Source organism: Vibrio hannami (assembly GCF_029589055.1).
Lineage (GTDB): Bacteria > Pseudomonadota > Gammaproteobacteria > Enterobacterales > Vibrionaceae > Vibrio > Vibrio hannami.
Genome location: NZ_JARQZP010000006.1, coordinates 187,802 through 209,697, shown reverse-complemented (window position 1 = coordinate 209,697; position 21,896 = coordinate 187,802). Strand labels below are relative to the sequence as shown.

Annotated in this window: 20 protein-coding genes and 1 pseudogene; 10 read left to right on the top strand and 11 right to left on the bottom strand. The window is 43.6% G+C overall.

The genetic code is table 11. The features are described 5' to 3' along the window. Positions 1-19: 19 nt before the first annotated feature. Together ubiE and rmuC are read right to left on the bottom strand one after the other, a co-directional pair. Positions 20-802: a bifunctional demethylmenaquinone methyltransferase/2-methoxy-6-polyprenyl-1,4-benzoquinol methylase UbiE gene (ubiE, locus tag P7F88_RS12255; protein WP_277825101.1), complete on the bottom strand. Its 783-nt coding sequence runs from the start codon at positions 800-802 to the stop codon at positions 20-22. A 48-nt stretch (positions 803-850) separates the two neighbouring features. After that, positions 851-2,365 (bottom strand): DNA recombination protein RmuC, encoded by a 1,515-nt coding sequence (gene rmuC, locus P7F88_RS12250; protein ID WP_277825099.1) that lies wholly within the window; start codon positions 2,363-2,365, stop codon positions 851-853. Positions 2,366-2,484: 119 nt separating this feature from the next. On the opposite strand from rmuC, the gene P7F88_RS12245 reads away from it, so the two are divergent. Then, positions 2,485-3,381 (top strand): DMT family transporter, encoded by an 897-nt coding sequence (locus P7F88_RS12245; RefSeq protein WP_277825097.1) that lies wholly within the window; start codon positions 2,485-2,487, stop codon positions 3,379-3,381. On the opposite strand, the gene P7F88_RS12240 is transcribed toward P7F88_RS12245, so the two are convergent. Then, entirely contained in the window at positions 3,374-4,198 is an 825-nt protein-coding gene (locus P7F88_RS12240; protein WP_277825095.1) for an HDOD domain-containing protein, read from the bottom strand. The two genes, P7F88_RS12245 and P7F88_RS12240, sit on opposite strands and share 8 nt — an antisense overlap. A 210-nt stretch (positions 4,199-4,408) precedes the next feature. Between P7F88_RS12240 and P7F88_RS12235 the strand changes: the two genes are divergently transcribed. The 4 genes from P7F88_RS12235 (at position 4,409) to P7F88_RS12220 (ending at position 7,519) form a co-directional block, all read left to right on the top strand. Beyond that, positions 4,409-5,344 (top strand): hypothetical protein, encoded by a 936-nt coding sequence (locus tag P7F88_RS12235; RefSeq protein ID WP_277825094.1) that lies wholly within the window; start codon positions 4,409-4,411, stop codon positions 5,342-5,344. 123 nt (positions 5,345-5,467) lie between these two features. Continuing rightward, positions 5,468-5,875 carry a hypothetical protein gene (locus tag P7F88_RS12230; RefSeq protein ID WP_277825093.1) on the top strand — a complete coding sequence of 136 codons (408 nt, stop codon included), beginning with the start codon at positions 5,468-5,470 and terminating at the stop codon, positions 5,873-5,875. Between the two features lie 204 nt (positions 5,876-6,079). After that, the gene (locus P7F88_RS12225; protein ID WP_277825092.1) at positions 6,080-6,409 is read left to right on the top strand and encodes a hypothetical protein; all 330 of its coding nucleotides are present in this window, start codon (positions 6,080-6,082) and stop codon (positions 6,407-6,409) included. 111 nt (positions 6,410-6,520) lie between these two features. Next, positions 6,521-7,519 (top strand): hypothetical protein, encoded by a 999-nt coding sequence (locus P7F88_RS12220; RefSeq protein WP_277825090.1) that lies wholly within the window; start codon positions 6,521-6,523, stop codon positions 7,517-7,519. Here the strand turns inward: P7F88_RS12220 and P7F88_RS12215 are convergent. The 3 genes from P7F88_RS12215 to ftnA all read right to left on the bottom strand — a co-directional run bounded on the left by P7F88_RS12215 (position 7,467) and on the right by ftnA (position 9,686). Continuing rightward, on the bottom strand, positions 7,467-8,654 hold the full coding sequence (locus P7F88_RS12215) for a BaiN/RdsA family NAD(P)/FAD-dependent oxidoreductase (protein ID WP_277825088.1): 1,188 nt from the start codon (positions 8,652-8,654) through the stop codon (positions 7,467-7,469). The genes P7F88_RS12220 and P7F88_RS12215 overlap by 53 nt on opposite strands. A gap of 108 nt (positions 8,655-8,762) precedes the next feature. After that, positions 8,763-9,086, bottom strand: a complete 324-nt coding sequence (gene uspB, locus P7F88_RS12210) for a universal stress protein UspB (protein ID WP_277825086.1) — start codon at positions 9,084-9,086, stop codon at positions 8,763-8,765. Positions 9,087-9,155: 69 nt separating this feature from the next. Beyond that, on the bottom strand, positions 9,156-9,686 hold the full coding sequence (ftnA, locus tag P7F88_RS12205) for a non-heme ferritin (protein WP_277825084.1): 531 nt from the start codon (positions 9,684-9,686) through the stop codon (positions 9,156-9,158). Positions 9,687-9,886: 200 nt separating this feature from the next. Between ftnA and uspA the strand changes: the two genes are divergently transcribed. Continuing rightward, positions 9,887-10,315, top strand: coding sequence for a universal stress protein UspA (uspA, locus tag P7F88_RS12200; protein WP_277825082.1), 429 nt, complete (start codon positions 9,887-9,889; stop codon positions 10,313-10,315). Between the two features lie 48 nt (positions 10,316-10,363). On the opposite strand, the gene P7F88_RS12195 is transcribed toward uspA, so the two are convergent. From P7F88_RS12195 to P7F88_RS12185, 3 genes and pseudogenes are all read right to left on the bottom strand, one after another. After that, positions 10,364-10,762, bottom strand: coding sequence for a hypothetical protein (locus P7F88_RS12195; protein ID WP_277825080.1), 399 nt, complete (start codon positions 10,760-10,762; stop codon positions 10,364-10,366). 105 nt (positions 10,763-10,867) lie between these two features. Next, positions 10,868-11,647, bottom strand: a complete 780-nt coding sequence (locus tag P7F88_RS12190) for a class I SAM-dependent methyltransferase (protein WP_277825078.1) — start codon at positions 11,645-11,647, stop codon at positions 10,868-10,870. Positions 11,648-11,685: 38 nt separating this feature from the next. Further along, a pseudogene (locus P7F88_RS12185) lies at positions 11,686-13,824 on the bottom strand (sensor domain-containing protein); the annotation flags it as partial. Positions 13,825-14,043: 219 nt separating this feature from the next. Between P7F88_RS12185 and asnC the strand changes: the two are divergent. After that, entirely contained in the window at positions 14,044-14,505 is a 462-nt protein-coding gene (gene asnC, locus P7F88_RS12180; protein ID WP_277825076.1) for a transcriptional regulator AsnC, read from the top strand. A gap of 235 nt (positions 14,506-14,740) precedes the next feature. Here the strand turns inward: asnC and prlC are convergent, their stop codons facing one another. Next, entirely contained in the window at positions 14,741-16,783 is a 2,043-nt protein-coding gene (prlC, locus tag P7F88_RS12175) for an oligopeptidase A (RefSeq protein ID WP_277825074.1), read from the bottom strand. 211 nt (positions 16,784-16,994) lie between these two features. Between prlC and P7F88_RS12170 the strand changes: the two genes are divergently transcribed. The 3 genes from P7F88_RS12170 to P7F88_RS12160 all read left to right on the top strand — a co-directional run bounded on the left by P7F88_RS12170 (position 16,995) and on the right by P7F88_RS12160 (position 20,793). Beyond that, a complete protein-coding gene (locus P7F88_RS12170; protein ID WP_277825072.1) occupies positions 16,995-17,834 on the top strand; it encodes a 23S rRNA (adenine(2030)-N(6))-methyltransferase RlmJ in 840 nt (279 codons plus the stop codon). Positions 17,835-17,906: 72 nt separating this feature from the next. Then, entirely contained in the window at positions 17,907-19,262 is a 1,356-nt protein-coding gene (gorA, locus tag P7F88_RS12165) for a glutathione-disulfide reductase (protein WP_277825070.1), read from the top strand. A gap of 271 nt (positions 19,263-19,533) precedes the next feature. Then, on the top strand, positions 19,534-20,793 hold the full coding sequence (locus P7F88_RS12160) for a patatin-like phospholipase family protein (protein WP_277825068.1): 1,260 nt from the start codon (positions 19,534-19,536) through the stop codon (positions 20,791-20,793). A gap of 110 nt (positions 20,794-20,903) precedes the next feature. Here P7F88_RS12160 and P7F88_RS12155 read toward each other — a convergent pair whose 3' ends face one another. Then, positions 20,904-21,833: an SPOR domain-containing protein gene (locus tag P7F88_RS12155; protein ID WP_277825066.1), complete on the bottom strand. Its 930-nt coding sequence runs from the start codon at positions 21,831-21,833 to the stop codon at positions 20,904-20,906. Between the last annotated feature and the right edge of the window lie 63 nt (positions 21,834-21,896).

Here is a 21,896-nt window from a genome sequence, read left to right as displayed (position 1 = left end):
TAACTCAGGCATAACGTCCTCAGAATTTATAGCCACGGTGAAGCGCAACGATTCCGCCAGTCAGGTTGTAGTAGCTGGTCTTCTCAAAACCCGCTTCATCCATCATGCCCTGGAGCGTGTCTTGATCTGGGTGCATACGGATAGATTCAGCCAGATAGCGATAACTCTCTGAGTCATTAGCAATAATCTCTCCCATCTTAGGAAGCAGGTGGAAAGAGTATGCGTCATATATCTTGGATAACGGCTCTAGTATTGGCTTAGAAAATTCAAGAACCAGAAGACGGCCACCCGGCTTAAGAACGCGGAACATTGAGCGAAGCGCTTTGTCTTTATCTGTTACGTTTCTCAGGCAGAAGCTTATCGTAATGCAGTCAAAATAGTCATCAGGAAAAGGGAGCTCTTCCGCATTCGCCTGCACGTAATGCACATTCCCGACAACCCCTGAATCTCTTAACTTATCACGGCCAACATTCAGCATTGAGTTGTTGATATCAGCAAGGATTACATGACCTTTTTCGCCAACAATACGTGAGAACTTTGCCGTCAAATCTCCGGTGCCACCGCCAAGATCCAGAATTCTCTGACCAGGGCGAGCGCCACTGCAATCAATAGTAAATCGTTTCCAGACCCTGTGAATGCCCCCAGACATCAGGTCATTCATGATGTCGTATTTAGTCGCTACCGAGTGGAAAACCTCGGCAACTTTGGCAACTTTTTCTTCTTTGGCAACGGTTTTAAAACCAAAATGTGTCGTTTCTTCAGTTTGAGCGGCTGAATTTGCGTCTAAGCTTATATCTGTCATTATTTCCCTCACTGGCATCCACTAATTCCTCGAAGAGGATGCGAGCGCTCAGTTTACTTTATCCTTATCGGGATGTCTTTCTACCAGAGCCTCATTTTGGTTAATTTCTAACAGGCTGGTAGAAATGGGCTTTTTAATCTCAACACCCAACTCTTTAAAGCTTTCTGCCTGACGCAAAACATTTCCCCTACCTGTAGCCAGCTTGTTCATCGCGCCCTGATAGTTCTGACTCGCTTTATCTAATGAGCTGCCAATAGACTCCATATCATCCAGGAATAGCCGAAGCTTGTCGTACAGTTTGCTCGCTCTTTCTGCTATCACCTGAGCATTTTGATTCTGTCTTTCATTCCGCCAGAGGTTATCAATGGTTCTTAAAGCGACCAGCAGCGTTGTCGGGCTCACCAGGATAATATTGTTCTCCATAGCATCCTTTACGAGGGAAGGATCAGCTTCGATAGCAACCTGAAACGCAGGTTCCACCGGGATAAACATCAGCACATAATCAAGAGAATGAATACCTTTTAGCTTATGGTAGTCCTTTTGGCTCAAACCCCGGATATGTCCTCTAATCGCGGTTAGGTGATCGCTTAACGCCTGAGATTTTTCCTCATTCGATTCCGAATTAAAGTAACGCTCGTAAGCAACCAATGCCATTTTTGAATCGATAACCACTTGCTTGTTGTCAGGTAAGTGAACAATCACATCCGGTTGATAACGCTTGCCAGCTTCATCTTGTAGACTAACCTGCGTTTGATATTCGTGTCCTTCTCGTAACCCCGACTCAGCAAGAACTCTGGCTAAAACCACTTCCCCCCAGTTGCCTTGTTGCTTATTGTCACCCTTCAGAGCCTGAGTGAGATTCACTGCTTCGCGAGTCATCTGTTCGTTCAGCTTCTGTAAGCTTTTGATCTCATGAACTAAGGTATGGCGCTCTTTGGCTTCATTACCAAAACTGTCTGTTACTTGTTTTTTAAAGCCCTCTAACTGTTCTTTTAATGGCGAGAGTAAGCCTTCTAAGCTCTGACGGTTCTGTTGGTCAACTTTGGCAGTTTTGGCCTCAAAGAGTTGGTTAGCTAAATGCTCAAACTGTTGTTTTAACCTTTCCTCTGCCTTCTCCAGTAACTGAAGTTTCTCAAGATTCGCTTTGCTCTCTTCCCGATGACGCGCATCCTGCTCACGCAGATCTGCGGTTAGTTGTGCAATATCATCCCGCGCCTGGCTCAGTGCCTCTACATGATTCTGTCTCTCCTGATTAACAGCATCGAAGTGACGCAGCTTTTCCATCGCTGCCATTAGTTTGCCGTGCGATTGCTTGAGCTCAAAAGCAGCTTTGTCGCGCTCTATATCCAGCTCATCAAGCTCACTCTGACTTTCAGCCAGAGCTTTTTCTGCTTCTGCCAGCCGGGTTAAGATCAGTTGCTGCTCAGATTCTGCTTTCTGCTTTTGAAGTTCTAAGCTGAAATTCATTTTCTGCTTAATCCACCAGCCAGATATAAATGCCGCAGCACATCCACTGCCCAGAACAGAAATGACGATAAGCTGATTCTCAATAATCCACTGCATACGTTAACCAAGTTACTTTTTTGAAAATCTTATGTAGATACTGGATAAATGTCCAGCCATGAATAGTATCGTTGTATTCTGTACACTGTGCGCGTCAGACTAATACTAAGAATCAAATAATGAAAAACGAGAAACACGCGTTGGCTTTTGGCTTATCAGCGGTGCTACTTTGGTCCACCGTCGCAACCGCATTTAAGCTAACTTTACAGGAATTTACCCCTATACAGATGCTTGCTGTCGCCAGTTTGGTTTCTGCATTGGCACTGATTTTTATCTGTTACTTTCAGGGCAAGCTTGGGCAGCTTTATACAACGTTTTTTTCCAATCCTCTTTACTATCTGGTTCTCGGGCTGATTAATCCCCTTGCCTACTATTTGATCCTGTTTAAGGCTTATGACTTACTTCCTGCCTCTCAGGCTCAGCCATTAAACTACAGCTGGGCAATTACTCTGACCTTAATGGCAGCGGTCTTTCTCGGACAAAAAATTCGTAAGCAGGACTGGATCGCTTGTGTGCTCGGCTATGCTGGTGTTGTGGTAATAGCGACAAAAGGCGATGTTCTGGCGCTAAACTTTGACAGTCCTCTGGGTGTTGGCCTGGCTCTGTTGTCTACTTTGCTTTGGGCGGGGTACTGGATTCTCAATACCAAAAACAAAGCCGATCCAGTTGTTGGTGTCCTGCTTGGCTTTCTGGTTGCACTACCATTCACATTCGGAATTGCTTTCTTTGAAGGGGCCAGCTGGAACATTACAAGCAAGGGATGGATGGCTGTCACTTATGTGGGGCTGTTTGAAATGGGTGTGACTTTTGTTCTTTGGTTGTCAGCACTAAAAGCAACCTCCAACACTGCAAGAATCAGCAATCTGATTTTTATCTCTCCGTTTATCTCACTCATTTTGCTTGCTTATATAATCGGAGAAACAATCCCACCTTCGACTCTTGTTGGCCTGGTCATGATTGTATCCGGATTAGTCATCCAGCAGATTAAGGGAAAAACAAAAGCCGCTACTAGCTAAATAGCTGGTATGCCAGCTCATAACCCTCACCCCTAATTTCATTGATAATATCTACAGTATCAGGGGTAAAGCCCAGTATTTTACTGCATGGGTGCATGGTCACAAAAGTTACTTTATCTCTGTCTAAAAGAGAGTCCCATGCCTTGTGCACATCAATAGAGAAACGAAGCAAATAAGCCAGTTCGGGGGACACTTTCGCCTTAGCCGGTGAGTGAGAGTGAGCAATGGCATCGACCATTTGAGGAGGAAACTCCCACGCCTGAGCCAGTTTTGCTCCAATAGCAGGAACATCGGTACCAAGTACGTCTCTTTGCACTGCAAACGGCTTCTCACCACCTTCAATTCGCTGGGTAATGATTTTAGCTTGCTCTGGCGCATTGGCGTGTATCATCAACAAACCTATGTTGTGAAGCGTACCTGTTGTAAAGACTTCATCCGGATCCAGATTTGCACGAGGTGCCAGTTGACCAGCAATCATCGACACTTCAAAGGTATTAGCCCAATAATCCTTCAAGCTAATGGTCTTTAATTTTGGGAAAGCTTGAGACAACACCGAAGCGCGAACCAAAGAACGAACAGACTCACTACCAACCCGAACAATGGCTTCATTAATGGAGGATACCTCCCTACGCCCGCCAAATTGGGCAGAATTAGCCAGCCTCAACATTCTGGTACTAAGAACCTGATCCATTGAAACTTTCAAAGCAAGCTCATTAAAGTCAAAATCTAACTGATTCACCATATCAAGAATTTCATTCAATACCTTTTCCAATCTTGGGAGTTCTTCTATTTTTTTTAGTAACTCTTCTTGATTCATCAGCTCAGCCTCTATTCAACTTCCCTATAAAATATAGTTCAAAACGCCATAAGTCGACGGCTAATTTTTGTTCAATTAGCAGCAACGAACTCGCTACAAGCTTCCCTGTCACAAGACTGAAAAAAAATAACTAAGAACCCAAAAAACTCTGACATGCTAATTACCTGGTTTAGATACAGTTTTCTGATTCAATACCAACCTGAATTACTCATGCGTCGTTATTTAATTTTGTCTCTAAGCCTATTTGTCCTAATAGCCTGCTCTTCCAAACCTATTCTTAAGGCAATAAATCAAAGCCATTTTTTTGCGGAAAATGTCTATCAGAATATGTCTGCAAAAAATGAAGCCAATCTATATAAAGCCCCGAAGACTTCCGACTGGTCAAAAAAAGGCGTTGTAATACAGGGAGTTCCCAGAGGTGACGCGACACCAGAATTTTGGTCTGAAGATATCGTCAACAAATCTCTTACTTCCAGCGAGCCATGGAATGCTATCACCGGCTGGGTAACCATTTTTGAAGCCAGTAAGAACAAAGCTCGCAATGTTCGTGTCGCTCTGGGTGATATGGATATATGGGTATTACGAGGAAAAAGTGTGAGGCACGCTAAGTGGGAAAATATCACTCCTTCAGGTGCAAACATCAGTTGGGCAGCATACTTTGCAAATAATATGATTCAGCTTGAGTCAAACGCTCAAAACAGATCTTCAGATAAAGAGTTTGTCAGTTACTCTTTAAGTAATCAGCGCTTTCCAATCCATGGTGGAACTCACAACATCGCCATGAATGGTAAAGATGTGCTTGCTTCTTTTATCAGGGTCAAGGCATGGCTGGAACCTGATAACAAGAGCCTGACAAGTGATGTAAATAAAGCAAAAGTGCTTATGAGTGTGGGAGCTGACTACTATCCATCGGTTGAAACGTCAGTAAGAAAAGGCTCGTTTGCAAACGCAAACTACCTGCCAGGAGCCGGTGGCAGCCGCTTTAAGTACCTGACGACGGAGCCATCCTGGTTCTATATGGCTACCGTAGCAGCCGACGATTTGTCCAATGTGGACAAAAGCAGTGAGTACTATAAGTCTGGCGGCAGAACTTATTTAACTAAAGATGAGTGGTTAAACAACCACCCTAACCTGTTGATTAATTGACAACAGCCTTAAATCAGCCCAATAGCGAACGTTTTCCTGCTCGTGAAGTTTCTATGACATTTAGAGGTAGTTAACTAATTTAGAATTTGTAAACCTCCACATATGTTTAGGTTTTCAAACTCTATGAAACACACTTTAGCTATCTCTTTAAGTCTTTTAGCTTTATCTGCTTACGCAAACGAACCATCCCCCGTTAACCAGAGCACAAACTATGCTACAGATGCCTATAACTCTATGGCTTTGTGGAACGATGCTCCTTTATATAACGCTCCAACAGTTCCTTCTTGGGCATATCGTGCCGTTATCGTGCAGGGCATACCACGAGGAGATGCCGCACCATCCTGGTGGTCAGACTCAATCATCGATAAATCAATTACAACAAGCAACTCTTGGAATGCTATAACTGCATGGTTTTCAGTTTTTGAAGGTGAAGATAATACAGCTCGCAATGTTCGTGTTGCTGTTGGTCCAACAGATATCTGGATACTAAGAGCAAGTAAAGCAGATGACGATACCAGAGATGCCATATAGGAAAATATTACATCGTTTGGTGAAGAGATTCGTTGGGCAAGCTATACCGACAATAATATTGGCTCTTTTATCTCCCCAGCAATTAATCGCCCTCTAGAAAACAAAACTGTATCGTATCCTTTAAGCGACAATCGTTATCCGATTCATGGTGGTACAAAAATGTTGTACGTACATGGAAAAAATATAAGAGCTATACTGATCAGAATGAAAGCTTGGTTAATACCAGACGACAAATATCAGATTGATGATACAGAGCAAGCAAAGGTGCTAATGAGTATCGGTGGTGACTACTACCCTACAACCAACTCAACAGTATCAAAAGGCTCATTTGCGAACGCCAACTATCTGCCGGGAGCTGGTGGCAGCCGTTTTCAATACCTGACAACCGAACCAACCTGGATATATATGGTAACCGTATCTCCGGACGATTTATCAATTGTAGATAAGAGCAGTGAGTACTATAAGTCTGGCGGTAAAACTTACTTAACCAAAGAGGAGTGGTTGAACAACCACCCTAACCTGTTGATTAATTGACACTAGGCCAAAGCAAACGTTTGCCTGCTCGTGAAATTTCTATGACATACAGAGATAGTTAACTAACTTAGAATTTGAAAACCTCCACATATGTTTAGGTTTTCAAACTCTATGAAACACACTTTAGCTATCTCTTTAAGTCTTTTAGCTTTATCTGCTTACGCAAACGAACCATCCCCCGTTAACCAAAGCACAAACTATGCTACAGATGCCTATAATTCTATGGCACAGTGGAATGATGCTCCTTTATATAACGCTCCCACAGTTCCTGCCTGGGCATATCGTGCCGTTATCATGCAAGGTGTACCACGTGGGGACGCTGCACCTTCCTGGTGGTCAGACTCAGTCATTGATAAATCAATTACAACAAGCAACTATTGGAACGCTATAACTGCATGGTTTTCTGTTTTTGAGGGAGAAGATAATACAGCTCGCAATGTTCGTGTTGCAGTAGGCCCAACGGATATCTGGGTATTGAGAGCACGCAAAGCAGATGAAGATACCCAAAATGCCAAGTGGGAAAATATTACATCATTTGGTGAAGAGATTCGTTGGGCAAACTATACCGACAATAACATCGGTTATTTTATCTCCCCGGCAATTAATCGCCCTCTAGAAAACAAAATTGTATCGTATCCTCTGAGCGACAATCGTTATCCGATTCATGGTGGAACAAAAGTATTGTACATGCATGGAGAAAATGTAAGAGCTGTACTGATCAGAATGAAAGCCTGGTTAATACAAGACGACAAATATCAGGTTAATGATACAGAGCAAGCCAAGGTGTTAATGAGTATCGGTGGTGACTACTACCCTACAACCACATCAACAGTATCAAAAGGCTCATTTGCGAACGCAAACTATCTGCCTGGAGCTGGCGGCAGCCGTTTTCAATACCTGACACCCGAACCAACCTGGATATATATGGTAACCGTATCTCCGGACGATTTATCAATTGTAGATAAGAGCAGTCCATACTTTAACTCAGGAGGAAAACCTTACATAACTAAGGACGAATGGTTTGATAACCATCCAGACTTGCCAGCAGAGCTAAAGGCTACGCCCACTGACCAGCAACAAAACCGCTACTCCAGCACCACTGGAAATTGAACCCACCGAGGTGACCGCTTACGTCGAGCACCTCACCGATAAAGAAGAGTCCGGGGATGGTTTTAACTTCCATCGTTTTGGAAGAGATATGATCGGTGTTAACGCCTCCCAGAGTTACCTCTGCAGTTCGGTACCCCTCAGTGCCGTTTGGTTTAATTTCCCAGTTCTCTAGCAAGTGAGTAATTGCACTCAACTCTTTCTGGTTAAACTGCTTAAGTGGTTTGTCGCTTAGATCTTTTCTATCGATAAGCTGTTCGACAAGTCGCTTAGGCAGCACCTTAGCAAGTGTATTTTTGAGGCTTTGATTTGGATGCTTCTCTACTGAGCGGGAAAGAAGCTCCTCTACATCCGTTTCCGGGATCAGGTTAATAGTTACCTTTTGCCCTACTTTCCAGTATGAAGAGATCTGCAACACCGCTGGCCCTGACAGCCCTCTATGCGTAAACAGTAGGGCTTCTTTAAAGCTTGTGCCATCTTCCGCTGTTATCTCGGATGGAATAGCGATGCCGGAAAGCTCTGAAAGCAGCTCTTTGTCTTCTTTGTGTAATGTGAAAGGCACTAAGCCAGCCGTTGTAGGAACCATCGTTAGCCCAAATTGTTCTGCGACTTTATAACCAAAAGGTGTTGCCCCAAGTTTAGGCATAGATAAACCACCAGTTGCGATGACTAAAGAATCACACTCAACCAATTCTGTATTGGCATGCAACTGAAAGCCCGTGTCTTTTTTCTCGATTGAGTGTGCGTCCACCTGATACTGGAACTCAACATCTAGTCCATTGCACTCCTGAAGAAGCATTGAAACAATTTCTTTCGCTGAATCGAGACAGAACAGCTGACCATGATCCCGCTCTTCAAACTCGATGCCATATTTTGAAACTAGAGCAATAAAGTCCCAGTTGGTATATTGAGACAGTGCTGATTTAACAAAGTGAGGATTCTGGCATAGATAGTTGGAAGCACTCACGTCGTAGTTGGTGAAGTTACACTTGCCGCCACCAGAAATAAGGATCTTTCGGCCAGGCTTTTTGGCATGGTCGAGTACAAGCACTTTTCGTCCACGCTTACCTGCTTCAATGGCACACATCAAACCTGCGGCACCAGCACCAATAATAACAACGTCGACTTTTTTACTCATACCCATCCAGTCCAAATAAAAAGGATGTACGAAAATCGTACATCCTTACATAAAGAATGAGTATTTTAGCGCCTCTGCACGCCGATGCCAATCAGCAGCAGACGAATACTACAACAGTATAGATGCTAACAGCGTCACCCCTAACAGGGAAACAAACAGAATAAACAGCTCTCTTACCTTCTCACACTTTCTCAAAAATACTGGATCGTGGTGATGTAGATACTCTTTGTCTCTGATATAAGAGAACAAACGAACCTGTTTGGTCATGTTTCCGTGCCCGGTAAAGAATCCTCCACCATCAACTTGCTGATAAAGCAGCGGGTGAGCTTCCCGCATAACATAAATGAGTGAGCGCAGTGCACTTAAATAACGAGCCAGGTTGACACACAGAACAACCATCAATGCAAAAAGAACTGTATCTCCATTGATCATCTTTTCCTCCCTACATCTTCTAGGATGCCAAAGGAAAAGACGATCGCGGTATCTTTCCTTTACACTGAGTTACTCAGCTGAAGCTGCATCCATAATAGAAGACGAACCTTCTTTTGCCATCACTGCTAAGTCCTTATCGATAAAGAACAGCGCTTTACCATCTTCGCCGACAAGTTCCAGCTTATCTAATATCCCTTTAAACAATTTCTCTTCCTCGTGCTGTTCTGCAACGTACCACTGTAAGAAATTGAACGTTGAGTAATCCTGGTTAGTAAACGCAGCATGAGCAAGTTTATTGATTTTTTCAGTAATCATCTTTTCATGCTCATAGGTCTCGCGGAACACTTCACCAAGGCTTTCGAAGTCGAAACGTGGAGCTTCAATTGCGCCTAATACAGGCATAGCTCCTGTCTCGCTGACATAGGTAAACAGACGCTGCATATGCTCCATTTCCTCTGTCGCATGAGCTCTTAAAAACTCTGCTGCCCCTTCGAATCCTTGATCTTCACACCAAGCACTCATTTGTAAGTATAGATTGGATGAGAAAAATTCTAGGTTAATTTGCTCATTTAATTGATCGACCATAGCTTGAGACAACATATTTTCTCCTTTTTAACGTCCTTTTTAAGGCATTCTTAGTCTTATCCCACTATAGCACGAAGTCACCTTGATATTTGTCCCATTTTGTAGCCTCTAAACCTGAATGAGATCATAACGACAAAAAATATCTGGATTAGGTGCTAATCTTTATTTGTATTAGAGAGTTAAAGGTGTATTTGGGATTTAATGGAGATGGCACTATGAGTTACAAACATATACTTGTTGCAATAGATCTTACCGACGAAAGCAAAGTTCTTATCGATAAAGCTGTGGCTCTGGCTAAGCCGCTTGATGCCGAAATATCTTTTATACATATCGACGTGAACTACGCAGAAATCTATACCGGCTTAATTGATATCAATCTGGCAGAGACTCAGAACCACGCAATGGAAGCTTCAATGACTCAGCTAAACAACCTGGCTGATCATGCTAATTATCCAATTAAGCATACTTTAGTCGGAAGTGGCGATTTAGGTTACGAATTAAAAGATGCAATTAAGCAAAGAGATGTCGATTTGGTTATTTGCGGGCATCATCAGGACTTCTGGAGTGTGCTCTTGTCTTCAACCAAGCAACTACTTAACAGCGTACCAGTTGATATGTTGGTCGTTCCACTACATGACGAATAATGATCGATTAACTCAAAACAAATCAGGTCGCGTTTGCGACCTAATTTGTTAGTGAATAGCCTGATTGGATGGCGAATCATTAGAATTGAGCAGTGCCAGATCAATATGAGCCATCTCTTTCTCTATCCTTTGATGCTTTTTAACCATCTTCTTTTGCTTTTTAAGCACTTTTTCTAGCTTTTTCTGATATTTTTTCTGCTTCTTTGCCTCTTTTTTAGCCTTTTTCAGCGCATTTTTAGGGAGCGCTGCTTTATCTTCCCGAGGCTTAAAATCAACTTTTTCTGTTTTCTCATGTGAAATAGCAAGAGGTTTACAAAGAGAGGATTTTTCGATGGAAGAGCGTGCACAAGACCCACATAAATATTGAGGCTGAGAAACCAATCTGGTTATCTCACCAAAACTTTCTGTAATGTCATGCCGTCTTAATTTGCACAATCGCTTCGCCATTTTACCGCTCCCAGCAAAGTGTAATGATAATGATTCTTTGTTAGGTATAACGTTTTAGAGGGACGAATACAAGGAGAATTTTTGAGCGATTGTTTAACTTAAGATCTAACTCATTGAAGCCAGTACATAAACGTCAAAACGATTTTTTTTGGTTTCTATAGCCATGGTCGGCTTTTCATTTGCCAGCCAGCTAGCGTAGTTTGGTCTTTTCACGACAACACGTTTTCCTGCAAGCTTAATCGCCGGGGCTAAAAGGGAGTCGGCATCTTCATCGGCACCAACAAGTGACTGAAATACCCGCATCTCTTTTTTAACTAGCGCACTTTTCTTTTTGTTTTCCGGATGTGGATACATTGGATCCAGATAAACAACATCTGGCTGTTCGAAGTCAGGATCATTTGCTAGCTCATCCAGAGCATCATGACTAGAGGCATGTACCATCGACATTCTTTCTGATACCCACGCTCCGATCTCCGGGTCTTGCTTGGCTCTCTCCAGTCCGTCACTTAATAGCGCCGCAACAACCGGATTTCTTTCAACCATCTTAACTTTGCAGCCTAATGAAGCCAGAACGAAAGCATCTCGCCCCAAACCAGCAGTACCATCGAGTACTGTTGGCGTTGCACCTTTGTTCAAACCAGCGGCTTTCGCAATCGCCTGACCTTTTCCACCACCAAACTTCCGCCTATGACCAACAGCGCCACCAACAAGATCAACATAAATAGCACCCAGTTTAGGTTCATCAAGCTTACGCAACTCAAGTCTTTCGTCCGTTAACACCAATGCAAACTCACTGCTATCATCGTGCGTCAACTGCCACTCAGAAGCTATTTTTTCCAGTACTGACAATTTAGCTGGGTCTTCACATATTAGTTGTAGTTGCAAGGTATTCTCCGAAACTCTGGTGCTAAGCGCGGCGTATTCTAACGCAACTCGGGCAGTAACTCACTGACGAGTTCATCCAATGGTTTAGGGCGGGCGATAACATACCCTTGAGCAAAGTCTACTCCCAGCTCTATAAGGTTTTCGAGTATCTCTTCGTTTTCAACAAACTCAGCCACTGTCTTTTTGCCCATTTGTTTTGCAAGATCATTTATTGACCGCACCATAATGTAGTCGGTCTCGTTTCGATCCATGTCCCGAACAAATAAGCCGTCAATTTTCACAGTATCAACCGGTAGTTTTTTCAAATAACCAAATGATGATAGACCAGAGCCAAAATCATCCAGCGCTATTCTGCACCCGCACCGCTTAATCTTTGAAAAATGTTTAATGGCCTGGTCAACATTTCCCATTGCGGCTGTTTCAGTAATTTCTATCGCCAGCTTACTTCCCGGAACAGCACTATGCTCAATAGCATCAACCAAAAAGTTAATAAACTCGGTATTACCAAAAGACTGCCCCGAAAGGTTAATGGCACATGTACCCAAATGAGTAACAACTTCCGGGTGCGACTCAAGCCAGGCCAACGCCTTCGTTACCACCGCTTTATCGATTAGGTGTGCAACATTGTATTTTTCAGAAGCCGGCATAAAGATTCCCGGAGAGATAAAGTCACCGTTGATATCCCGGATACGTACTAGGATCTCGAAACCAATATAGTTTTTCTCTTGCTCCTCATCCAAACTCAGGATTCTTTGTGCAAACAGTTCAACCCTATCCTTGGCCAAGGCATCATGAACAAGGTTAACGCTTTCCATTTCGAGCTGACGACGCTGTAAGTCCTCATCGTCAACATGATAAAGGTGATATCGGTTACGCCCTTCCTCTTTTGCTGCATGGCAAGCCGTATCTGCCTGAGCGTGAACCATCTGAGTCGAGGTCGCAGTGTCATCAATCAATCGAATGCCCAATGAGCAGGTAAGGCTCAGAACAATTTCATCCCATGTAAATGGATTTGAAGCGAGAGAGTTGATGATGTTTTTTGCAATTTTCTTAGCATCAAGCTCAGTACAGTCTCGCAGAAGTACCGCAAACTCATCACCACCCATTCTGGCCAGAATCGCTTTATAAGGCAGGACAGACTCAATAATCGACGCTGCAAACTTGATAGCAGAATCTCCGGCTTCATGCCCAGCGGTATCATTAAGAACCTTCAGTTGATCGAGATCGATGTAAAGCATCGCATGGGTTCTGAGTTGATTGTGTACCTCTTTAAGAGCATCCCCAAGTTCTGCTTCAAAATGGTTCCTATTAAAGGCTTCCGTAAGTACATCATACCGAGCCTGGTATTCGAGCTGCTCGGTCAATGAATGAATTTCTGTGATGTCCTCACCAACAATCAACAACTGCCCGGTATCATCGAGTGGGCGAATGTTCTCCCGAATCCATAAAGTGCGTCCACTTTGATGCCTGTAGCGTAGTTCCCTACGCCATACGTCTTTCATTGCCCGTTGTGGCTGTAAAAGCATCTTTCTAGCCGGTAAAGAGCTTTCATCAATATAAAAGTCAGTAAGATGGTGTCCGAGTATCGCCATCTCTTCGTAACCCAACAACTCACTGGTAAAGCGGTTTGCAGCCTGAACTCGGTTACGTTCATCCAGCGTCAGCATCATGACTGGTTGCTGCTCATAATAGACCCGCATCTTAGACTCACGCTCAACCAGTTTCTGCTCTGTTAACTTTTCAGAGGTAATGTCTGTCCCTTCAAACAGAAATTGATTTTCTTCTTTCTCTAAAGAGGGAAGCGGATTAATCACGATATCAAGCAGACGACTTCCAGTCTCCTGACAAAGCACCTCCACATCCAGGCGAATAGATAAATCGTTACTCCGATTTTCAAAGTAGCCAAGCATCTTAGTTCGGCTCTCTTCCTCCCACCCTTTGTGGTGCCAAATCGGTTTATCCAGATTTAATCCCTGCCCAAATAGTAAATTATGTAGCTTGTTGTTACAGGAAATCAGCCTTCCATGCTCATCAAGAATGCCGATGTACTGGTGACTTTGATCGAAGATAGACTCTAAGAGTAACTGACTTTGCTTAGCGCGCTTTTCACTCGCTTTCAGCTTTTGCATGTAGTAAAGCAGTGACAAAATAATCACGAGTAAAAACAGTATGCTAATGACAACATACGTGAGCTGGGAGGACTGCATCACAAGAACTTCGGAGGTTGTTGCCTGAGCCAGGCTACTCCAGAGCAGAGCAATAACGAACATGAATTTGTGCACAACCAACAATTCCTTAAGATAATTAACCCAAACTCAGGGATCACTTATAGTATCACTGTAGCTAATAAAATATACTTTTACGATTCAACAAGTTCGATTGACGCAGGTATCAATATGGATTCGACTATTCGTCTGGATGATCTGGACAGAGCCATTCTAAAAACACTGCTGGAAGATGCTCGCAGGCCATATGCTGAAATGGCAAAGCAATTTGACGTTAGTCCAGCAACTATCCATGTTCGCATTGAAAAGATGAAGGCAGCCGAAATCATTGAGGGTACTGAGGTTATCGTGAACCCTAAGAAGCTGGGTTACGATGTTTGCTGCTTTATCGGGATTAATTTAAACGCCGCGCGCGACTATCACTCTGCGCTGGAAAAGTTGAATGCTCTGGATGAGGTGGTGGAAGCTTACTACACAACCGGTGCCTACAATATCTTTGTAAAGCTTATGTGTAAGTCAATTGAAGAACTGCAGTATGTACTGATTGATAAACTTCAGGCGATCGATGAAGTACAGTCAACGGAGACGCTTATCTCGCTGCAAAACCCGATTAATCGTAATGTGAATCCATAAAAAACAGAACCGGAGATCTGGCTTCTCTTTAACGGGAATTAGCCAGATAATCGTATTGTCAGATACATTTTAAAGAGCATTTTTCAATGCTCAACTATCGTCATTCCTTATAGCGAGGCACGAGCGTTGTAAGGAATCTATTCTGAAGTAGATCACGGACTTCGCTCTGGCTCATCCGAGATGACGGATATTTTAGCAAAAAGGCTCGATTTCCGAGCCTTATAATTTGTTTACCTTATGCACTAATTCCTGCATGTCTTAGCAGAGCATCAATTTCTGGCTCACGACCTCTGAATCGCTTGAACAACTCCATAGGCTCTTCACTACCACCCATTTCCAGGATGTTGTTAAGGAAGCTCTTACCTGTGTCCGTGTTGAAGATTCCTTCCTCTTCAAATCGAGAGAATGCATCTGCTGAAAGCACTTCAGCCCACAGATAGCTATAGTAGCCAGCACTGTAACCACCAGCGAAAATATGACTAAATGCGTGAGAGAAGCGGTTCCACTCAAGGCTTGGCAAAACAGCCACCTTCTTCTTAACCTCTTCTAAAGTCTCTAGCACTTTCGCACCAACCTCAGGATCGTACTCGGTATGAAGGGTGAAATCGAATAGTCCGAACTCTAGCTGACGAAGGATAAACATCGCAGACTGGAAGTTCTTCGCTGCTAGCATTTTTTCAAGCATCTCTTTAGGCAGAGCTTCGCCAGTTTCGTAATGACCTGAAATAAACTTCAGCGCTTCCTCTTCCCAGCACCAGTTCTCTAAAAACTGGCTTGGAAGCTCAACCGCATCCCATGGAACACCGTTAATACCAGAAACAGAAGAGACATCAACCTGTGTCAGCATATGATGAATACCGTGACCAAATTCGTGGAATAGCGTCACTACTTCGTCGTGAGTAAACAGCGCTGGTTTGTCACCAACCGGCTTGTTGAAGTTACAGGTCAGATACGCGACCGGAGAAATCAACTCACCATCATCAGTTACACGGCGAACTCGGCATTCGTCCATCCACGCTCCACCTCGCTTATGCTCACGAGCATAAAGATCTAGATAGAAACTGCCGCGTAGTTTGCCTTCGCTATCCAGAATATCAAAGAAGCGAACCGACTCATGCCAGGTATCCACGCCTTCTTTTTCAACAACCTTCATCCCGAACACGCGGCTCAGCACTTCAAACAACCCGTTAACCGCCTTTGATTCAGGGAAATAAGGACGAAGTTCTTCGTCAGAGATTTGGAACAGATGCTGTTTCTGTTTTTCGCTGTAGTAAGCAATATCCCAAAGATTAAGCTCTGTTACACCAAACTCTTTTTCAGCAAATGCTTTTAGCTCCTGGACTTCTCTTTCGCCTTGCGGTTTAGCTTTAGCGGCTAAGTCATTCAGGAAGCCAAGCACTTGCTCTGGTGTTTCTGCCATTTTGGTTGCCAGTGACTTCTCACTGTATGTGCCAAAGCCAAGCATACGGGCGATTTCATGACGCAGCTTCAGTTGCTCGACCATGATTTCACTGTTGTCCCACTTAACTGCATTCGGACCACGATCAGAAGCACGAGTTACGTACGCTTCATACATCTCTTTTCGCAGTTCCTGATTGTCACAGTACGTCAATACAGGAAGGTAAGAAGGAATATCTAGCGTAAGCAACCAGCCCTCTAACTCCTTAGCCTGTGCTGCTGCTTTCGCAGCATCCAGAGCTGATTCTGGCATTCCTGCTAGCTGAGCTTCATCAGTAATGTGTTTGCTCCAGCCCATTGTGGCATCAAGTACATTGTTCGAGAACTGAGAGCCTAGCTCTGACATGCGCTTGCTGATCTCACCATATCTATGCTGCTCATCAGCAGGTAGGCCGATTCCCGATAGTTCGAAATCTCGAAGTGCGTCTGTAATCGTCTTCTTTTGAGCCTGGCTCAAGCCTTCAAACTCATCACTCGCCTTAATCGACTTGTATGCCTCATAAAGCCCTTTGTGTTGTCCAACCCAGGTTCCGTACTCAGATAGCAAAGGAAGGCAGCTTTCGTAAGCGTCTCTTAGCTCCTGACTATTCACTACCGAGTTCATATGGCTGACAGGTGACCAGATTCGGCTTAAGCGATCATCCACTTCTGCCAAAGGAGCACAGATATTGTCCCAACCCGGTTCGCGGTTACCCTGCAAAACCTCTTCAACTTTTAAACGACAATCAGCAATCGCTTTTTCAACTGCTGGTTTTACATGTTCAGGCTTAATCTGAGAAAACGGTGGGAGATCTGTAAAAGTAAGGAGTGGGTTGGGCATATAGAATTCCTTGTTTATTTTTTCTTATTTATACTGAAGTGACCTAGGTTATAAGTGTAGGCCGCTTATAGTATTTTCAATAGTGGCGTATAATTCATGATATTGAAAGTTCACCATTAATCACACTTAGCAGGTAATACCCTTTCAGCTGACTCAATTCAGTATAAAACCGAAAGTGAACTATTGCATAGAAGTGTTTCGCGAGAAGAAATTGTTAAGTTACCGACATAGCTTTCACGCCGGCAACCATGCTGACGTTGTAAAACATATCGTCCAGAGTCTAATTCTGGATTCTCTGAAGCAAAAAGATAAACCATTTGTTTATCACGATACTCATTCGGGCGTTGGCCGATACGATCTTACCCACGAATGGTCTGAGAAGACCGGGGAATACAAGCAAGGCATAGAAAAAGTCTGGCAAAGCACATCTATACCTGAAGAGGTACAAAGCTACTTAAAAGCGGTGCAAAACCTCAACGAAGGTTCAGATCTTCGTTATTACCCCGGCTCACCAAGGGTTGCCAGAGCTCAGATTCGCCCACAAGATCGGATGGTGCTTACTGAACTTCATCCAAGCGACTACCCTCTTCTTCAACAAGAATTTCACCGCGATAGACAGGTAAAAATATTTAAAGAAGATGGCTTTCAGCGCCTCAAAGCAAGCCTGCCACCAGCAGAACGTCGCGGACTTGTATTAATCGACCCGCCATACGAACTGGCAAAAGAGTATCGCGATGTTGTAAGAGCTATAGCACAGAGCCATAAGCGCTGGGCAACTGGTATTTACGCTATCTGGTATCCGGTGGTCAATCGCTCAGATATCGACGATATGATCGAAGGGTTAGAAGGACTGGGTATTCGTAAAATTCTGAAAATCGAGCTCGCGGTCTCACCAGACACTAACGAACGAGGTATGACTGCGTCGGGCATGATTGTTATCAACCCACCCTGGAAGTTGGAACAACAGATGAAACAAGTTCTACCTTTCCTAAAGGAAACAATCGCGCCAGTAACCGGAAGCTATAAGTTAGATTGGATTGTTCCTGAATAAGAATTGAACTTTCACCGGTCTAACCCAATATGGGAATTATATCTAAGTAAAAATAATAATTTGGAGAAAGTAATGGCAACGCATTTTGATTATATCTGTATCGGCGGCGGTAGTGGCGGTATCGCATCAGCAAATCGCGCATCAATGTACGGCGCGAAAGTCGCTTTGATTGAAGCCAAAGATCTTGGTGGTACTTGTGTAAACGTTGGTTGTGTACCTAAAAAGGTGATGTGGCATGGTGCTCAGGTTGCTGAAGCCATCAATCTATACTCTGAAGATTATGGTTTTGATGTAGATGTTAAGAGCTTCAATTGGGATAAACTGGTTGAAAATCGCCAGGCTTATATTGGTCGAATCCATCAGTCGTATGACCGCGTTCTTGGCAACAACAAGGTTGAAGTCATTAAAGGCTTCGCTAAGTTTGTTGACGAAAAGACAGTAGAAGTAAACGGTGAGCACTATACCGCTGATCATATTTTGATTGCTGTCGGTGGCCGCCCTACTATACCTAATGTTCCGGGTGCAGAATATGGTATCGATTCTAACGGCTTCTTCGAGCTAGACGCGCTTCCAAAACGCACTGCGGTTATCGGAGCTGGTTATATTGCCGTTGAGATCGCAGGCGTACTGAATGCTCTGGGAAGTGAAACTCACCTATTTGTACGTAAGCAATCTCCTATTCGTACTTTCGACCCGATGGTTATCGATACTTTGGTTGAGGTAATGGAAGCGGAAGGCCCAACCCTACATACTCATTCAATTCCAAAAGAAGTTGTGAAAGAAGAGGATGGAAGCCTTACTCTGCACCTTGAAAATGGCAACACTCAGAACGTTGATACCCTAATTTGGGCAATTGGACGTCACCCGGCTACGGATGCTATCAATCTTGGCGTAACTGGTGTTGAGCTAAATGATCGCGGCTATATCAAGGTCGATGAGTATCAGGAAACCAACGTTAAAGGCATCTACTGCGTTGGTGACATCATGGAAGGCGGTATTGAGCTGACTCCTGTAGCTGTAAAAGCTGGTCGTCAACTATCTGAGCGTCTGTTTAACAGCAAGCCTGAAGCGAAAATGGATTATGAGCTGGTTCCTACCGTGGTATTCAGCCACCCACCAATTGGCACTATCGGGTTAACTGAGCCAGAAGCCATCGAAAAATACGGTGAAGAGAATGTGAAGGTTTATTCTTCGAGCTTTACTGCGATGTACACAGCGGTCACTCAGCACCGTCAACCATGTAAGATGAAGTTGGTTTGTGCTGGTGAAGACGAAAAAGTTGTTGGCCTACACGGTATTGGTTTTGCCGTAGACGAAATGATTCAGGGCTTTGGCGTAGCAATGAAGATGGGCGCAACCAAAGCGGACTTCGACAGTGTGGTCGCGATACACCCAACTGGTTCTGAAGAGTTTGTTACCATGAGATGATCATCAGTATAAGAAAATAAATATCGGCCCATGCTTACATGTATGGGCCGTTTTTTTATGAGCGCTTATAGCACACCTAACATCTGTGTATTCCACATGCTCTGCCCTAGAGTGAATTTGCCTTTTTACTACTAAGGTGCAAAGATTTACCTGTTCAATGAATAGACAGCAGGGATATGAAATGCGGATACTTTTTCTCGCACTCTTCGCTCTTATTGGCAATGGATGTAGCACATACAGTTCTGTTGATAACGTTCCTATCGAGGATTCGATGGGCAAGAAAGCTTATTCTTTTGAAAACTCCGTTAAGATGCTAAATGATGGGAAATATACCATTGTTATTGCCATGTCAGGAGGTGGAACCAGGGCTGCGGCGCTATCGTATGGCGTCTTAAAAGCTTTACATGAGCAAGCTCACCCAGTGGTGCAACATAGCAACTTGTTAGATGAAGTAGACGTGATGAGTGCCGTATCCGGTGGAAGCTTCACTGCTGCATATTACGGCCTGTATGGAGAGCGCATCTTCTCTGATTACGAGAAAGACTTTCTCTATCATGATGTCGGTGGAGATTTAACGACGCATTTTTTTAATCCGTTCTTGTGGTTTTCTACACAAGGACTCACAGAAAAAGCCGTTGGTTATTATCAAAGAAACCTGTTTGGGGATGCGACCTTTGCCGATCTTCAACGGGAAGGCAGCCCACTTATTATCTTGAATGCATCAGATCTTGGGAATGGTGTCCGCTTTTCATTCCTTCAAGAATACTTTGATTTCGTTTGCTCTGACTTGCTTGAATACCCTGTAGCCAATGCAGTTACAGCCTCCTCTGCTGTCCCCGTTTTGTTTAATCCGATTGTGCTAAAAAATTATGACACCTGTGAAATCGACGACAGTTTCTTAATGCGAGACCTAGAGGCACTGCCTCCAATAACGCGCGATACACTAAAGGGGTTGGCCAGCTACGGGAACAAGGAACAACGTAAATATATTCATTTAGTGGATGGGGGAATTACAGACAACCTGGGCCTGCTATCACTATACGACATTGCTGATCTGGGTAATGGGAAAATGGAGTTCTTAGAGCAAACCAAGGATCAAATTCTTCCCCATTACGTGATTATTTCTATAGATGCATCCGCCAAGCCAGAAACCGACCTCGAGAGCTCACCGCTAGCTCCAGGAATTACAGAAACTATTTCGGCAATGACGGATGTTCAGCTTCATCGATTCAATGCAACCACGTACGGACTGATTGAAAAGTGGCGAGAGGACTATACAGCAATGACATCCAAAATGATGGGAATTGGTGTAGAAACGTACCTGATTAATATTAATCTCTCTGAACTTGCTGTAAAAAACGAGGAAAAACACCGTTTATTAAACAACATACCAACCAGCTTTTCTCTCGAGAGCGAAGAAATTGATGCGCTCATTAAAGAGGGAGAAACTCAACTGCAAAACCACCCCGACTTTATCCGATTCTTAAGCAACATATCGGAACAGGCTAACTATCACTCGAAGTCTCATTAGTTTATCAAACTGCCATATAGTGAGAACCTGTTTACCGCTTGAAAGTGCTAGTACATAACATAATAAAGCCCGGAAAAACCGGGCTAAATTTATGGTTTTAAAAGGTGTCATCAATCCATACAGATAACATTCAACAGTGACGTTCCTGTTAATTGAGTCACTTTTCCGCTGGTAAACAAGCCGCGCTTGCCTTTACCCCAATACGGCAAGTGAAGTGGCAGACTTTTTTGACTCATCTTTTTAGAATCAATAAGTTGCTGCCAACTTGTTTCGTCAACCAATGTCATTCCTATATTGCTGCAAATCATATTCGATTTATCATAACTCAAGCGATTCCAGGCAATACCGTGTTCCATATAGAACTGTTCGTTACCCTCCATCAAAAATGGAATAACAAACTTCTTAGACCCGACTTTTACTTCTCGTCTGATAACAATAGAGTCATCGCCAACAGCTTGTGACGTTTTTTTGGCAGGTTGTGTTTTTTGGGTTACAACTTCAGGCTTTTTCGGCTCAGCTTTAGGAGCCACTACTTGTGGTTTTGGAGTTGGTTTCGGCTTAGGTGTTACAACTGGTTTTGGCTTCGACGCTTTTTTAGGTTCCGACTTGGCTTTGGTATTCACAGCTCGCACAAAAGAGTCTTTATATGCCGTAATTTCCCTTATTAGCTTCGCTTCGTATTGCGCTACTCCAAACTGATCATAAGGGCCAATTAAGCAACGATGCCCTTTAGCTTCCGGTTTCAACCAAACATCGACACTGATTTTCTCATAAATTTCCTGAACATCACCTAGCGCTAAAGGCTCAGGGAATACGCCACATTGAATCCAGAAAAGGTCATCATTCGCAGACGGCTTTCTGCCCCACAACCCTTTACCTATAGGACACGCCTCAGATAGCACAGGCAGTTCATTATTCGAGTTTTGCCTCGCTTCACACACATACTCTTCATCGGCTAAGGCTGAGCCAGAAAAAAACAATTGGCCGGATATAAGCAGAGATACAGCTAGTAAAGACTTACCTGTCAGAAAGTTTTTCATACGTCCTTCTCTAAACCTTAAATTTAACGCTTATTTTTTGACACTTGAAACTTATAGATCATC

Coding starts and splice junctions, on each gene's coding strand:
- rmuC (WP_277825099.1), bottom strand. CDS start 2,365: ATGCAGTGGATTATTGAGAATCAGCTTATCGTCATTTCTGTTCTGGGC.
- ubiE (WP_277825101.1), bottom strand. CDS start 802: ATGACAGATATAAGCTTAGACGCAAATTCAGCCGCTCAAACTGAAGAA.
- P7F88_RS12155 (WP_277825066.1), bottom strand. CDS start 21,833: ATGAAAAACTTTCTGACAGGTAAGTCTTTACTAGCTGTATCTCTGCTT.
- gorA (WP_277825070.1), top strand. CDS start 17,907: ATGGCAACGCATTTTGATTATATCTGTATCGGCGGCGGTAGTGGCGGT.
- asnC (WP_277825076.1), top strand. CDS start 14,044: ATGGATTCGACTATTCGTCTGGATGATCTGGACAGAGCCATTCTAAAA.
- uspB (WP_277825086.1), bottom strand. CDS start 9,086: ATGATCAATGGAGATACAGTTCTTTTTGCATTGATGGTTGTTCTGTGT.
- P7F88_RS12230 (WP_277825093.1), top strand. CDS start 5,468: ATGAAACACACTTTAGCTATCTCTTTAAGTCTTTTAGCTTTATCTGCT.
- P7F88_RS12220 (WP_277825090.1), top strand. CDS start 6,521: ATGAAACACACTTTAGCTATCTCTTTAAGTCTTTTAGCTTTATCTGCT.
- prlC (WP_277825074.1), bottom strand. CDS start 16,783: ATGCCCAACCCACTCCTTACTTTTACAGATCTCCCACCGTTTTCTCAG.
- uspA (WP_277825082.1), top strand. CDS start 9,887: ATGAGTTACAAACATATACTTGTTGCAATAGATCTTACCGACGAAAGC.
- P7F88_RS12195 (WP_277825080.1), bottom strand. CDS start 10,762: ATGGCGAAGCGATTGTGCAAATTAAGACGGCATGACATTACAGAAAGT.
- P7F88_RS12235 (WP_277825094.1), top strand. CDS start 4,409: ATGCGTCGTTATTTAATTTTGTCTCTAAGCCTATTTGTCCTAATAGCC.
- P7F88_RS12160 (WP_277825068.1), top strand. CDS start 19,534: ATGGGCAAGAAAGCTTATTCTTTTGAAAACTCCGTTAAGATGCTAAAT.
- P7F88_RS12240 (WP_277825095.1), bottom strand. CDS start 4,198: ATGAATCAAGAAGAGTTACTAAAAAAAATAGAAGAACTCCCAAGATTG.
- P7F88_RS12225 (WP_277825092.1), top strand. CDS start 6,080: ATGAAAGCTTGGTTAATACCAGACGACAAATATCAGATTGATGATACA.
- P7F88_RS12245 (WP_277825097.1), top strand. CDS start 2,485: ATGAAAAACGAGAAACACGCGTTGGCTTTTGGCTTATCAGCGGTGCTA.
- ftnA (WP_277825084.1), bottom strand. CDS start 9,686: ATGTTGTCTCAAGCTATGGTCGATCAATTAAATGAGCAAATTAACCTA.
- P7F88_RS12215 (WP_277825088.1), bottom strand. CDS start 8,654: ATGAGTAAAAAAGTCGACGTTGTTATTATTGGTGCTGGTGCCGCAGGT.